Source organism: Nodularia chucula CCY0103 (assembly GCF_963923915.1).
Taxonomy (GTDB): domain Bacteria; phylum Cyanobacteriota; class Cyanobacteriia; order Cyanobacteriales; family Nostocaceae; genus Nodularia; species Nodularia chucula.
The window spans coordinates 1-14,059 of the sequence record NZ_CAWUOL010000021.1; the positions used below are offsets into that span (position 1 = coordinate 1).

Below are 14,059 nucleotides of genomic sequence, written 5' to 3' on the forward strand. Positions count from 1 at the left end.
TTGCTGATTAGGCAAGTCCTCTTGTCAACAGGGTTTGAGATGCGCTGACCCTGATTCCACTGGGACTAACAAAGCGGTTCCATAGGTGAGAATGTCCATATAATACGAACTGCACATGAGCCGCTTCTAGTAATGGTATTAAATCACGGTGAATGTAATCTGAGTCTTTGGGGTATTCATAACGGACTCCTGTGATTTTACCTTCTGGATCACGTTCTATGATCTGCACCGGATTTGTATAAGCAGGAACGATGTTATCACCCAATGTATGGGGAGGATGATGGAACATCACAACTTTATATTTGGCTTGTTGAAATTCTGGACTGTTCAATTCCGCTTCTAACCAATTATATTGCTGACTACCTTTGGTAATTGGTTCAAAAATTAACTGTCCATGTCCCCAATTTTCGGGATTTTCTAAATCCTGGGCTGCTTCTTGATATCTACCTTTATATGCTGTATTTAAGTTGGGAGTGCGCCATGTATTAGTGACGTAAAGTACCACTAGACGGACATCACCAAAAGTCACTGCATAATACTTTTTTCCCCCTGGTTTACTTTGGGGTAAAGTGAAAATTTCTTCGTAGGTCAGTGTATTAAAAGAATTATCTATTAAAGATTTACCACTATAGAACTTTTGAGCCACATCACGGGGAATGGGATAATTAAATTCATTGTTTAAACTGTTGGTTCTAGTAAACCTTCCCATAACTTCGTGATTACCAATGGCTGTAAACATGGGGGCGTGTTGAATGATTTCACCACCTGTATAAACGCTGGTAACACCATTGTGGGTCATTTGATAATTAGCACGACCTTGTAAAGCGGGAAACAATGCACCACCCCGACTATCATCAAACCATTCTGAGGCGCGATCGCTAACATTAACTAAATCACCAGCAAACCACACCCCATCCACTTTTCCTACTGTTTCCACCACCTTTTGCAGATTTGCGGCTGTCATTGGTTTTAACTGATGGTCTGAAGTCAACAAAATCTTCAGTGCTTGTCCTGGTTCTGGGGTAGGTGTGAGGGTAAAAACATTACTGCTGACACTTGCGCCATCTTCACGCAGACTGATCACATGATAGGGAACAGTTACACCGGGAGTTAACCCTGTCACCTCGGCTTCCTGTCGCCAAATGTCACGGTTTACAGGTTGATTAATAGTTTGATTTGTGACTTTTGATTGTTGGTCTTCTCTGGTGCGGCTGAGTTTAGTAGTTCTGGCCAAGGTTGATTTTTCGAGATTTTCCCCGTAGTTAACTACGTGTTGCTTTCCAGGAAACTCTGTAAACCAAACTACTCGAACTGAGTTAGCTGTTGGTAGTTGCAAAAATGGGTCAGTCAGCAGATGGGGTGCTGATATCATAGTTGTTTGCCCCAGTGAAGGCACGCTTACCAGGCTAAAGCATAGCACAAAAAAAATTACCAGGGTGAGTAGTTGAGTTTTTATAGCACTACGCATACACGTTAGAACATAAATTAATCATAAAAGTTACTCCACTCCCCACTCCCTACTCCCCACTCCCCACTCCCCACTCCCCATTATCTAGCAGAAAGGCTGAAGAAATTAAACAACATTCTCCAGCCTGAAAAGTTAATCATACTCTGCTCTAGAAGCAGCAAAGAGGTTTAGACAGTTGTAATGTCTTTTTCTTTTTCTGCTAGCAGGTCATCTATTTTGCTTGTGTATTTATTGGTGAGTTTTTGCAGTTTATCTTGTTGGTCTTTGGATTCGTCTTCAGAAATTTCTGAAGCTTTTTCCTCTTTGCGAATGGTGTCTTGGACATCACGACGGATGTTGCGAATGGCTACGCGACCTTCTTCGGCATATTTAGCAGTAAGTTTGACAAATTCTTTGCGGCGATCGCTGGTTAATGGTGGTATATTTAACCGAATTACAGAACCGTCGTTACTGGGTGTTAAACCAATGTCTGAGAGAGAAATTGCTTTCTCTACTAGGTTTAAGCTGCCTTTGTCGTAAGGCTGAATCAAGATGGTGCTGGCATCTGGTGTGCTAATGTTTGCCAGTGATTTTAAGGATGTGGGCGAACCGTAGTAGTCCACCAATACCTTATCTAGTAAACTCGCATTGGCGCGGCCAGTGCGAATGGTGTTAAAGGCGCGCTGAGTTGCCTCAACCGTCTTTTGCATCGTACTCTCAGCTTCAGATAATTTCACATGAACCTCCCACAAGGGTACCGATATTTTCTCCCAATACAGCTCGGCGGACGTTACCGCGCACTGTTAAATCAAAAACTAGTATGGGGATATTGTTGTCTTTACACAAGGCGATCGCGGTACTATCCATGACGCGTAAATCTTTAGCCAAAACGTGAGCGTAGGTGATACTGGTGTAACGCTTGGCGTTAGGATCAATATGAGGGTCAGCATCATATATCCCATCTACCTTAGTGGCTTTAAAAATCACTTCCGCATCAATTTCTGCGGCTCTTAACGCTGCGGTGGTGTCAGTCGTAAAGAAGGGATTTCCCGAACCAGCCCCAAAAATTACCACCCGCCCTTTTTCCAAGTGGCGGATAGCGCGACGACGAATATATGATTCCGCTAATTCTTGCATAGCGATCGCAGTTTGTACCCGCGTCTGTACCCCTATTCGTTCCAAGGAATCTTGTAGCGTCATGGCATTCATTACCGTAGCAATCATGCCGATGTAGTCAGCAGTTGCCCTGTCCATCCCCAACGACGCTGCTTTTACGCCACGAAAAATATTGCCACCGCCTACAACGATAGCGATTTGAACGCCAGTAGCTACTACTTCTGCTATTTCCTGAGCTATTTCCTTAACCACTTCTGGATCAATACCATAGCCCATGTTGCCCATTAAGGCTTCACCGCTTAGTTTAAGTAAAACCCGTCGGTAATTCGTTCCCATGAAGTTACGCTTATCAAAAAAGTTGCAATTGCCTCCAACTTAAGATAACAGTACCGCGACTACATATGTTTAATTTCGCCAAATCAATGTAGTTCCTATTGGTTCTGTTTCGGATTGGTTAATTGCTTGACCTTTCAATAGGCAGGCGATCGCATTCCGCAAATAATCTTCTCCCAGAGATACCGGCTCTTGAGGATGATTGTCAATTTGTCCCTTATACCGCACAATACCATGATTATCTACCAGAAAAGCCATTGGCGTTTTACTTGCTCCCAGGCTCCTGGTGACATCTTGGGTTGAATCCCATACATAGGGAAAATTCAACTGGTGACGTTCAGCAAAACTTTTCATCTCATCAAAACTTTCGCTCAGGTGTTGGGTAGAACTGCTACCATTCATCCCAATTAATGTGAAGCCATCTTCAGAGAATTGTGCTTGGATCTTTTTCAATCTGTCTAAATACAATCTGCTGTAAGGACAATGGTTACACATAGCGATTACCCCAACTGCGCGAAATTTTTCTAAATAACGGCTGAGATGGTGTACTTGATTGTCAATTCCTGGAAGCTCAAAATCTGGCGCGTAGTTACCAATAGGTGTATTAATCGTTTCTAGTATATTCATACTCTATAGGCGGAAGGAACTGAGAAAAAAAAGTTAATGTCAGATTTATGGGAAATTTTTTGCTTGTGAATCAATTGTTAGTCAACCCTCTATAGCCTATGATCTTATATACTAATAGAGGCACAGTAAATTGTAAAACTACTGAAATTACTAACAACTATCATTGCATAACATCATACAAAATCATATCCTAGCAATTTTCCTCAAAAAAAACAGGGGCTATTGAATGCTTGGTAAATATAGGTTTGAGTTCGAGATAAGTTTTTTTTACTTATTTTGCCCATCTTGATCATTGATATCCGGCCAGACTACAAAATGTCAAGTATCATAGACATCATATCCCCATCTCAAAACAGCAAGAGTATCTGGTAGATATTGACAATTAACAATTTACAGTCAATGACCCATATCTGATATTTACTCAATGATTTAAGAATTTCAGACATTTTTCTGTCGGTCAGGACAATCAATTTTGACTCCAGCTATAAACATATTTTTGATATTTACTGATCTTCAGATATGGGACTCCTATTTGATTTATATTTGTGAAGTCTGCACCCCTACGAATGCCTATTCTTACCCCCTCCCCATCTACGCAAATAGCTTTAAAACTCAAAGCAGATGACTATATTTACAAACACATTTACCTCAACAAAAACTTGGACTTGGCAAGGTTTCCCCATCTGCTATCAGACTCAAGGAACCACTGGTCCTGCAGTTGTTCTCGTTCATGGCTTTGGAGCCTCATGGTGGCACTGGCGGAAAAATATTCCCCAATTAGCAGAAAATTGTCGTGTTTATGCCATCGATTTGATTGGCTTTGGTGCTTCCGCTAAACCAGAACCAGGAACACAGATGAACTACACCCTGGAAACCTGGGGACAGCAGTTAGCCGACTTTTGCCGGGAAGTAGTGGGTGAACCTGCTTTTTTAGTGGGAAATTCCATTGGCTGTATTGTCGTCTTACAAGCAGCAGTCAGTAGCCCGGATATGGCTTTAGGTGTAGCCTTAATCAACTGTTCACTCAGATTGTTACACGATCGCAAACGGGAAACATTACCTTGGTCTCGTCGTTTCGGTGCGCCCATTCTCCAGAAAATATTATCTATCAAACCAGTGGGTAAGTTTTTCTTCAATCAAATTGCTCAACCCAAAACAGTCCGCAAGATATTATTGCAAGCTTACGCAAACGCAGAGATAGTTACAGATGAGTTGGTAGATATTCTCACAGCACCAGCAAAAGATCCCGGGGCTGTAGCAGTGTTTCTGGCTTTTACCTCTTATTCTACAGGTCCTCTAGCAGAAGACCTTTTGCCTCTGTTAGCTTGTCCTGCCATTATTCTCTGGGGAACAGCCGACCCCTGGGAACCCATAGATTTAGGTAGAGAACTAGCCAACTATCCCCAAGTGGTCAAGTTTATTCCCTTAGAAGGGGTGGGACATTGCCCCCAAGATGAAGCACCGGAGTTAGTCAACCCCATTTTACAAGATTGGATTACTAATCCGCAAAGCCGCTATTCCTCTAATTAGCAATAAATAAGTGGGAGACAAAAAAGAAGCCTGCAAAGGCTTCAATAAAACCTGCGGGTACAGGCTTTTTAGTTGCGTGAACTGCCTACACTTACCTGACCGATAGGTGTAGGCGAATGGCACGTAATTAGAACCAGCCACCGCGACGGTAGCCACCGCGACCAAAACCATGACCCCAGCCACCGCGACCAAAGCCAGGACCCCAGCCACCGAAACCACCGCGACCGAAACCGTAGCCACCAGAAACATTTTGCTGTTCTTGTGTAGATAAATCCATCAACAAATTAGATTGGAGGTCTTTAACAGACATAATTGTTACCTCAAATTCGTTTGTATTTGGTACACACTTCAACAAAAAAAACCGAAGTGTTGTACTTATGCTTTTATTTCTAAACATATTTACTCGTGATTAAATTACCCCATAGTTATAAATAAATCATGGGAAAATACATCTTTGGATATATGTAAAATTTAGTTTTAATTTCAATATAAATTTTCCTGAACATTGCTAGATAAATTATGATCAATAAAATCAATATTTTTGTCTTATTTTTGGTGTTTTATCCTAATTTTTATGGGGTTTATTGCAGTTGATATAAAAAAGATATTCTCATCTAACTAAAAATAATATGTATATCTTCAATCAGAGGCAGACAATAAATCTAAGCAGATTTTTCATCAAATACAAAACATACTTAAAAACCTTTCTTCTATAAGAAGAGAGGTTTTCAATATCCCCTTTCATTTAGAGAAGAGAGGAAAGTTTAGTTAGGTTTCTAGGAATTTGGTATTTAGTGCTAAAAGACTTATTTACCAGACTGATTAGAAACCACCGCCAAAACCTTGTGGTTGAGCTGCAAAGCCAAAAATCCGCACAGGGATACGTTGACCACGAGAATCAATGAGAGTACCAATTACAGTAATATCAGGTCTAGTTCCTCCACCGAATTGAATTTGTTGACCCCCAGAGATAAGTTCTTGTGACTCTGTGGATAACTCCACAAATAAATCAGTTTGAATGATTGGTTCCAACATAATTGATTACCTCAATCTAGTAAATAAATGTTAGGTAGCACCTATACCAGAAAATTTCCTGGCTAGGTGCAAAATTACGGTTCAGTTTTTAGGTTGTACCGTAAACAATATCTTGGCTAATAAGACAAGACTATTAGAGGATGTTTATTTTAAAACTTGCAGAACACCAGTTAAGCGGATAGGAATACGAACAACACGTTTTTTACTTGCTCTAGGTGGGGTATCATCGAGTGATTCTTCCTCATCATCAAAATCGTTTGTTTCTTCATCATCGTTAGATTGTCCACCGCTTAAAAGCTGTTGTTGAGTAGGAGATAAATCTTCCAGAAATTCAGATTTAGTCATGACAAATGACATAATTTTAAACCTCGCTTACTTACTTCAGGTGTGGAATTACCTGATACTTTTATTATTAAATATTCAAGAGTTATTTTAATTAGTCTAGGGTTAGATAAATAACAAATCAATTTACTTCTTTAGGTGCAATTAAAATTGTTATAGCAACCGCCAACGACGTTAGGACATAAATTGATCATAAAAGTTATACACCGAAAGGCTTTTACTCCACTCCCTACTCCCCAGCTATAATTTATTTATTATGAGTTGAGAAGCTATGATAAGTTTCAACAAAAAAATCTCCTTTTAAAAAGAAGATTATCCTATTAATATGGATACTTTTAATTTGCCAATTAGATTTTAGTATTGAAATACTTTAACCCCACATCGCTCTCCGCAGCGAGGACAAGAAATGGTATAGCTCATCGTAAATAATTAAAGGTTTGTAGTCAGGGATAAATTACAGTATTTTTACATTAGGTCACATAGTTAGCTTTATCCTCGCAAACTTAATTATAGGGATAAAAATTTAAGATGCTCTCCTTTTTGTGCTAAAAAACTTGCTAAATTACCTTGTAATTGCACTTGACCTTTGTCTAACATTACAATCCAATTAGCTCGATGGATCACGCTGGGACGATGGGTAATTAAAACTGTAGTTTTGCCTTGGCGGTATGCCAAAATAGCATCTAATACGCTAGATTCACTAACTGGGTCGAGTCCGGCGGTGGCTTCATCTAAAATTAGGACTGGTGGATTAGTTAAAATTCCTCTGGCGATCGCCAATCGTTGTCTTTGTCCACCAGAGAGATTCGCCCCAAATTCACCTAACACAGTTTGATACTTATTGGGAAGTTGACTGATAAAGCTATCCGCATCCGCGATTTCGCAAGCTTTGACAATTTCCTCAAAAGCAATATAAGGGGTTCCTAAACGAAAATTCTCTAAAATCGAACGACTCCAGAAATGGGGTTCTTGGGGGACATAAACTATTTGTTGTCGCAGACAATCAAGAGCGATATCATCCAGGTTAAAGGAGCCAATGCGGATATTACCAGAATTGGGTTGATATAACCCAGCCAACAATTTGGCTAAGGTGCTTTTACCACAACCAGACTTACCAATCAAGGCGATCGCCTCTCCCCCTGGAATTTTTAGGGAAAAATCTTCTAACAAATCAACTCTCCCCGCGTGGTGAAATGTCAGATGAGTACAGTGAATATCTGCACTACCAGAAATTTGTGCTATCGGCTTTTGACTACCTCCCACAACCTCTGGTGTTGCATCAATCACTTCTAACAGCCGAGAAATTGCAGTTTGGGCGCGAAAATATTCATCTACTAAGCCAACTAAAGCATTAATTAAATTGAGAACATTCACCTGTAGCGCATTAAAAGCCAGCATTTGTCCAATAGTTAACTGTCCCTGAATTACCAACATACTTCCTAAACCTAATAACGCTACACCACCAATAGTGGAAAAAAGCCGCGCCAGGGTACTATTAATAATACTGATTTGGACAGTGCTAAAAGTTAGATTAGCCAAACGACCAAAACGAGTTTGAAATTCCTCCCAAAATTGGGGAGCAGCATTTGTGGTTTTCAGGACTTGTGCGCCCTTAAATGTTTCTACTAACACCCCTTGATTTTCTGCACCCAATACTAAAAGACTGCGAGTTTTTTGTTGGAGTATAGGTAAAAAAGGTAGTGTTGATAAAGTCATGAAAACACTGATTAACATCACTGCTAGTGTTAATTGCCAACTGTAAACTAGCATTAAGCAGAATGAAATTACTGCAATAAAAAATTGACTAGGTAAAAGCACAACTATCTGTGATACCAATTGATTAATATCATTAATATCTCGTAATCGGCTAGTAATTTCACCACTACGACGGGATTCATAGTAATTTAAAGGTAGATGCAGGATTTTTCTACCAAACTCTAAAACTAACCCTAGTTGCAGTCGTTGACCAAAGTGAGCAATCATTGTAGATTGCAAGAATTGTAGAGTGCTACTAAATAAAGTCATCACTACAACGGCGGCGACTACAACAGTTAGTAGCTGAACATCTCCTCTAACTAAAACATCATCTGTGAGGATTTGAATCAATACTGGAGAACCCAGAGCTAGTATACCCAAAGCTATGTTGAGCATTAACACTTGAGCCAACAAACCACGATAAGGTAAGATCCGCTTAATAAAGCGTCCTAAACCTCCCATTGGTTTATCTTGGGGCTGATCAAAAAAGCGTTCTGGGTCTGGTTCAAGTAAGAGCATCACCCCATTCCAAGCGGCTGATAACTCCTCTCGCTTGACATAACGAATACCCACAGATGGGTCAGCAATTACATATTTTTTGCCCTGTTGGTTATATAAAACTACCCAATGATAACCATGCCAATGGATAATAGCTGGTAACTGTAATTCTGTAATTCTGTCAATAATTTCTGGTGAAGCTTTGACCGCTCTAGCATTAAAACCCAAATTTTCAGAACCACGTTTTAGACCTAATAAAGTCGTGCCTAGTTGTCCAGTTCCTACTGATTCTCGGCTGCGATTAATGCTTAAAAATTTGCCATAATGTTTGCAAATTGAAGCCAAGCAAGCTGCTCCACAGTCTTCTTCACTCAACTGGGAAACGCAGTGATAGTTTTTCTGAAGTTTAATGAAACCAAACATAATTTAATTCGTAGTTCGTAATGACAGCACTTTCTATTCTCAATTTTGAGATAGAGAAAGCTAGGAAATTTTTGATGGCTTTGGTTTAAAGAATTTCCGCCCAGAAGTTTGTTAAAAATCAGTGATTAATCTGGCTTTGCGGAGAATGAAATTAAGGACTGTTTCTTCACGGGAAATAATATCAGCTCTACCTTGCATACCGGGTTGGAGATGACATTGATGCTCACCTTTACCTACATAAGTTGTTTGGGGTTTGATGGTGGCTTCATAAGCGACCTGGCCTGTACTGGAAACACCAGTTTCGCCGTTGTTATTTCCCACTGGGAGTGTATCTGGTGTGACGGTTTTCACGATTCCCCGCAGAGTTCCATAGTCTGGATAGGGACAAGCGGAAACCTGCATCTGCACTTTTTGTCCAGGTTTTACTTTGTCGATATCTTGAGGTTGGATCGAGGCTTTGATAACCATTGGACTCTGGAGAGGAGCAATTTGAGCAATGGCTTGACTGGGTTGTACTACTTGTCCAGGATTATGGATATTTAATTGCAGCAGTGTACCTGTAATGGGGGCGCGAATTATAGTTTGATTTAGATCAGTTTTTACTTGTTGTAGTTCTTTGCGAGTGCGAATAGTTTGTTTTTCTAGTTCTATACGTTGTTGGTTGAGGGTTTTGCTTTCTCTGTTCAAAGCTGCTAAGGTGGCTTCCCCACTGGCTTTTTCTTGTTGAATTTTTTCTGCGGCGATGATTACAGCTGCATCATGAGGATTTATACTAGTTTGGGCTTTTTGTAATCTAATTTCGGCAATTTTAAAGGCTTGTTCCTTTTCTTCCAGTAAGTCCTCAGCGTTGGCTTTGGCTTGTTCTAGTTTGGCTTGGGCTGATTTTACCGCCTGTTGTTGTTCTTCTAATAAGTTGTGAGAAATAGCTCCTGATGTGGCTACTGATTGTAAGCGATCGCGTTGAATTTTTGCTAAATTAAGAGCTGCTTCGGCTTCTTGTATGGTGAATGTTAATAAGTTATTCTGTTGTAGGCGATCGCGTTGAATTTTTGCTAAATTCCAGTCAGCTTGAGCTTGGATCAAATCGGCTGAAGTTGTCTTATACTCATCCTGATAGTTGCGTTGACTAGCACTAAGTTCGGCTTCTGCTGCAATCACAGCACGGTTAACTAAGGTTCTTTGAGCGGCTGCTTGAGTCGCCATTTCAGCAATTTGAGCATCTATTTGGCGTAGTTGTAATTCGCTCTGCTCAATGCTGTTTTCTAGTTGGCTTTTTTGATTTTGTAACCGGGAATCATCAATGTAAGCAATGGCTTCTCCTTGTTTCACTACCTGATTTTCCTGCACATCTATTTTCTGCACTGTTCCCATCACCGCAGATTGCACAATTCCCAGTTGTCCTTCTGGTCTAATACTCGCAGGAACTTTGACTGTAACGTTATATTTAAACACAGATGATAAAGCCACCGCAGTCATAAACGTAATTAGTAATACTCCTGCACCAATGCTTGTCCATTTACTAATTTGCGGTAGAAACTCGTTAGCTTCCACTAAATTCAGTTCTTCTGGGTTCGGCTCTGTAAATTGTTGCCAAAACTGGTTATTTTTGTGAAAAAAGGAGTTCACGTTACTATACCTTGGATGAGATTTGCATTAAATCTGTTCATACTTCAAATTCGTAACGTCCTATCTTTTCTCTACCCTTTTTGATCTCTGCAAGTAACTTCAAGTAACTTTAAATAAAGGATTCCAGAAACTGACTAGTCAATGCAGTTTATCTTGAATATTCAGCCCAATAATCAAGTTATGCAAACATTAATTACATCAAAGCTCCGGAATCCATTTTGATGGAAGTGTGAAACTGGAAATAGCTATCTATGCAATCATCAATTATTGAAGATAGCAATTGCAGATTTATCTAAGTAAGTCGGTGCGATAAAACCAAACTATGTGAAGAAAAGTAAATAAGGCTAAAACTCTTTCTCCCCCTGCACCCTGCCTTATTCCATCCAACAATAATTATTTACGCCGACCTACTTAGTGGGGTGAAACTTCACAGATTAATCACCATTATCATTATCGTTTTCACCAACGTTATTAGCTATGCTATTCAAAACTGGCGCTGGGCCTAAAGATTCAAAGGAAGGAAGACTCTCCGCACCTAATGCTAATAAATCTTGTGCCGCAGTGTTAATAGCTGTCAACTGACCTACAGAGTTAGTAGTGCTACCACTGGGGCCAGAACTGACTGTTCCTTGTAAACTGGCAATTCTGTTAGCGAAATTACTACTACTGAGTTTAAAGTCAACGCCACCAGCTAGCAGTTGTTGTTCCTCTGGGGATAACGCCACACATAATTCTGATACTAGAGTTTGTTTGTTCATGATTTTTAGCCTGATTTAGGTAATTTTTACACAAAAGTTTCCAGCCTATTTCCTGCTGTAACTCTAAATTTGGGGTGGGGAATTGTTTACAGCGATTTGTAGCGAAATGAACTACATCTTTATATCTAGGCGCAAAGAAATATAGATATCGGCGCGCTAAATACATGAAAACTGCTGTGATTGCTTCTACATACTATTAACTACTGACATGGATGCAAACTTTGAGGATAATAGATCAGTCAGTTTTTGTACTCAAGGATGGGAATGATTCCACAGTTGGGCTAGCTGCGGTTATTCACCATTACCATTCTCTGTACTGTTAAGCACTGGTGCAGGTCCCAAAGGCTCAAAGTTTGGAATTGATGCTGCACCCAATCCTAAGAGGTTTGTTGCCGCAGTGTTAATAGCTGTAATATCACTTGTACCGTTGCTATCACTACCCTCTAGTCCAGCATTAGTGGTTCCTTCTAAGTTGGCTTGTTTTTGAGCAAAGTTGCTCTCAGAGACTTTAAAGTCTGCACCACCTGTGAGAAGTTGCTGTTCCTGGTCGGATAAAATGACGTACAAGTCTGATGTAAAGATTGCATCTGACATGATTGTGTGCCTCACTTACGTTTACTTGGGTTGCTATCACCTAAGAACTTAACTATAAGCACTGTCTCTGAGTAATTCATAAATCTCTAGACATAAATCAATGTTGTAAATTTACTCCTTAAAGTAGATATAAAGTCTAAATTTTTTGCTGAAAAATTCATCCTTTGAGAAATAAATAGACAATATTGCAGTTTTTGTGACTTTGTGATCAAATAATTAGGTTTTTTATGATCTGGCTGGGCGATCGCATCTCGGCAATTGATGATAATTAATATTCTGACTAAGAGAAAGTGTTGTATGATCTACTGTGTAAAAAAAGTTATATCTTTAGTAGTTAGGGTTAATGGTGCGATAGCAGATTAATTAATAAAAATGCCACAGATGCACTACCTAGAGGTACGGTTAAATTATCAATACCTAAAAATGAAATAGTTTCTAGACTAGTGGCGACGCAGGCGATCGCTAAGGACACAATTAAACTTAGTCCCATGTCACCTTCTGCACCCAGTAAAATTAAAGTGCTGATCACAAAACTGACTAAGGCCATAGTTAAGGAACCTTCCCAGCTTTTTTGAGCGCCGAATACTTTATACTTATGTTCACCAAAGCGTTGTCCAATTAAGGCTGCTAATCCATCTCCCCAAGCCATAACCATGATACCGATAGCGGCGTATTGGGGTTGTTGTATGTGCCAGAAACAAGCTACTAAAACTCCCATACTGATCGCATAAAAGAAAGTTCCTAAACTTTGCCTACCGACGCTATTAATACCGGGAAGGATGGGAAATCGGTATGATAATAAGGTAACGATACTAGCCACAATGGAAGCTGTAATCCCTAAAATAGCCGGAACATCAAGCCACCAAGCCAGCATAATCACGTTACCAGTACCAATATGCACTATTTTTCTAACTATTTCTGTTTCAGCCTGAGTAAAGCGATGTACAACCCATGCTAACAGGAGGATGAGTGACACCCAAACACCAACTACGGTAATTTGCAGCCACAAAGGGTAAATTGAGGTGGAATCGAGAGCTAGAGATAACAAAGAAACTACATAATATATTGGGATAATAAAATTTTAGGCGATCGCGATGAAACTATTATTTATTTCCTTGATTAAAGGCTACAGAATGTTTATTTCGCCATTGTTTCCCCCCTCTTGTCGCTTTCAACCCACTTGTTCGATGTATGCAATTCAAGCCATTGAGCGATTTGGTGTGTTACGCGGTGGGTGGATGGCTACCCGGCGGATTTTGCGTTGTCATCCCTTCCATCCTGGTGGTTACGACCCAGTACCAGAGGCGAAACACCATTGCTGCGATCATCCTCATGACTAAAATTAAGTTAGGATCATTATTGGGTTGGGTAAAATAAGAAACAACTAACCACAGATAACACAGAGTCAAGAGGTGAAAATGGACTACCACGAAATTATCACAATCGAACCTGGTAAACGCAGTGGCAAACCCTGCATTCGGGGAATGAGAATCACTGTTTATGATATTTTAGAATATCTCGCAAGCGGCATGACAGAAAATGAAATTTTAGCAGACTTTTCAGAACTTAATTCAGAGGATATTAAAGCCTGTCTTGCTTTTGCTGCTGATCGTGAGAAAAAATTATTTGTAGCATCGTTGTGAAACTGCTTTTGGACGAAAACCTCTCTGATCGGATTATTCCAAAAATTTTGGATTTTTACCCCAATTCCTTTCATGTCAAAACTTTGGGGCTTACCAATACAGATGATTTAGTCATTTGGGAGTATGCTAAAATCAATGACTTTATAATTGTTTCCAAAGATTCGGATTTCCACCAGCGTAGTCTGCTTTATGGTTATCCCCCGAAGTTTATCTATCTTCGCATTGGTAATAGCCCCACATCGAAAATTGTCGAAATTCTGCGAAATAATTTTGAAATTATCAGTAACTTTGGAGATAGTACACTAGAAAGTATTTTAGTGTTAACGTAGGTT

At 39.9% G+C, this 14,059-nt stretch carries 15 protein-coding genes and 1 pseudogene; 4 read left to right on the forward strand and 12 right to left on the reverse strand.

The window, feature by feature from the left end:
* Positions 1-52: 52 nt before the first annotated feature.
* From ACM0OP_RS08520 to ACM0OP_RS08535, 4 genes and pseudogenes are all read right to left on the reverse strand, one after another.
* Positions 53-1,372 (reverse strand): annotated as a pseudogene (locus tag ACM0OP_RS08520) (purple acid phosphatase family protein); the annotation flags it as partial.
* Between the two features lie 263 nt (positions 1,373-1,635).
* A complete protein-coding gene (gene frr / locus ACM0OP_RS08525; RefSeq protein WP_414527970.1) occupies positions 1,636-2,184 on the reverse strand; it encodes a ribosome recycling factor in 549 nt (182 codons plus the stop codon).
* Complete coding sequence (gene pyrH, locus ACM0OP_RS08530; protein WP_414527971.1) at positions 2,171-2,899, reverse strand: UMP kinase; 729 nt, start codon at positions 2,897-2,899, stop codon at positions 2,171-2,173. The genes frr and pyrH overlap by 14 nt, the downstream gene beginning before the upstream one ends.
* A gap of 69 nt (positions 2,900-2,968) precedes the next feature.
* Positions 2,969-3,523, reverse strand: a complete 555-nt coding sequence (locus ACM0OP_RS08535) for a thioredoxin family protein (protein ID WP_414527972.1) — start codon at positions 3,521-3,523, stop codon at positions 2,969-2,971.
* Positions 3,524-4,144: 621 nt separating this feature from the next.
* On the opposite strand from ACM0OP_RS08535, the gene ACM0OP_RS08540 reads away from it, so the two are divergent.
* The gene (locus ACM0OP_RS08540; protein WP_414527973.1) at positions 4,145-5,053 is read left to right on the forward strand and encodes an alpha/beta fold hydrolase; all 909 of its coding nucleotides are present in this window, start codon (positions 4,145-4,147) and stop codon (positions 5,051-5,053) included.
* Positions 5,054-5,180: 127 nt separating this feature from the next.
* Here the strand turns inward: ACM0OP_RS08540 and ACM0OP_RS08545 are convergent, their stop codons facing one another.
* The 8 genes from ACM0OP_RS08545 to ACM0OP_RS08580 form a co-directional block, all read right to left on the reverse strand.
* Positions 5,181-5,363, reverse strand: a complete 183-nt coding sequence (locus ACM0OP_RS08545; protein ID WP_414527974.1) for a hypothetical protein — start codon at positions 5,361-5,363, stop codon at positions 5,181-5,183.
* Between the two features lie 512 nt (positions 5,364-5,875).
* Positions 5,876-6,088: a hypothetical protein gene (locus ACM0OP_RS08550; protein WP_414527975.1), complete on the reverse strand. Its 213-nt coding sequence runs from the start codon at positions 6,086-6,088 to the stop codon at positions 5,876-5,878.
* A 144-nt stretch (positions 6,089-6,232) separates the two neighbouring features.
* Positions 6,233-6,433: a hypothetical protein gene (locus tag ACM0OP_RS08555; RefSeq protein ID WP_414527976.1), complete on the reverse strand. Its 201-nt coding sequence runs from the start codon at positions 6,431-6,433 to the stop codon at positions 6,233-6,235.
* A 504-nt stretch (positions 6,434-6,937) separates the two neighbouring features.
* Positions 6,938-9,106, reverse strand: a complete 2,169-nt coding sequence (locus ACM0OP_RS08560) for a peptidase domain-containing ABC transporter (RefSeq protein ID WP_414527977.1) — start codon at positions 9,104-9,106, stop codon at positions 6,938-6,940.
* 111 nt (positions 9,107-9,217) lie between these two features.
* Positions 9,218-10,732, reverse strand: a complete 1,515-nt coding sequence (locus ACM0OP_RS08565; RefSeq protein WP_414527978.1) for an HlyD family efflux transporter periplasmic adaptor subunit — start codon at positions 10,730-10,732, stop codon at positions 9,218-9,220.
* A gap of 434 nt (positions 10,733-11,166) precedes the next feature.
* Positions 11,167-11,490, reverse strand: a complete 324-nt coding sequence (locus ACM0OP_RS08570; protein WP_414527979.1) for a CTB family bacteriocin — start codon at positions 11,488-11,490, stop codon at positions 11,167-11,169.
* A 291-nt stretch (positions 11,491-11,781) separates the two neighbouring features.
* Positions 11,782-12,084: a CTB family bacteriocin gene (locus tag ACM0OP_RS08575; RefSeq protein ID WP_414527980.1), complete on the reverse strand. Its 303-nt coding sequence runs from the start codon at positions 12,082-12,084 to the stop codon at positions 11,782-11,784.
* A 340-nt stretch (positions 12,085-12,424) separates the two neighbouring features.
* Positions 12,425-13,132: a diacylglycerol/polyprenol kinase family protein gene (locus ACM0OP_RS08580; RefSeq protein WP_414527981.1), complete on the reverse strand. Its 708-nt coding sequence runs from the start codon at positions 13,130-13,132 to the stop codon at positions 12,425-12,427.
* A gap of 46 nt (positions 13,133-13,178) precedes the next feature.
* On the opposite strand from ACM0OP_RS08580, the gene yidD reads away from it, so the two are divergent.
* The 3 genes from yidD (at position 13,179) to ACM0OP_RS08595 (ending at position 14,056) form a co-directional block, all read left to right on the forward strand.
* Positions 13,179-13,424, forward strand: a complete 246-nt coding sequence (yidD, locus tag ACM0OP_RS08585; RefSeq protein ID WP_414527982.1) for a membrane protein insertion efficiency factor YidD — start codon at positions 13,179-13,181, stop codon at positions 13,422-13,424.
* Positions 13,425-13,502: 78 nt separating this feature from the next.
* Positions 13,503-13,727 (forward strand): DUF433 domain-containing protein, encoded by a 225-nt coding sequence (locus tag ACM0OP_RS08590; protein ID WP_414527983.1) that lies wholly within the window; start codon positions 13,503-13,505, stop codon positions 13,725-13,727.
* Positions 13,724-14,056: a DUF5615 family PIN-like protein gene (locus ACM0OP_RS08595; RefSeq protein ID WP_414527984.1), complete on the forward strand. Its 333-nt coding sequence runs from the start codon at positions 13,724-13,726 to the stop codon at positions 14,054-14,056. Before ACM0OP_RS08590 ends, ACM0OP_RS08595 begins: the two co-directional genes overlap by 4 nt.
* Positions 14,057-14,059 lie beyond the last annotated feature (3 nt).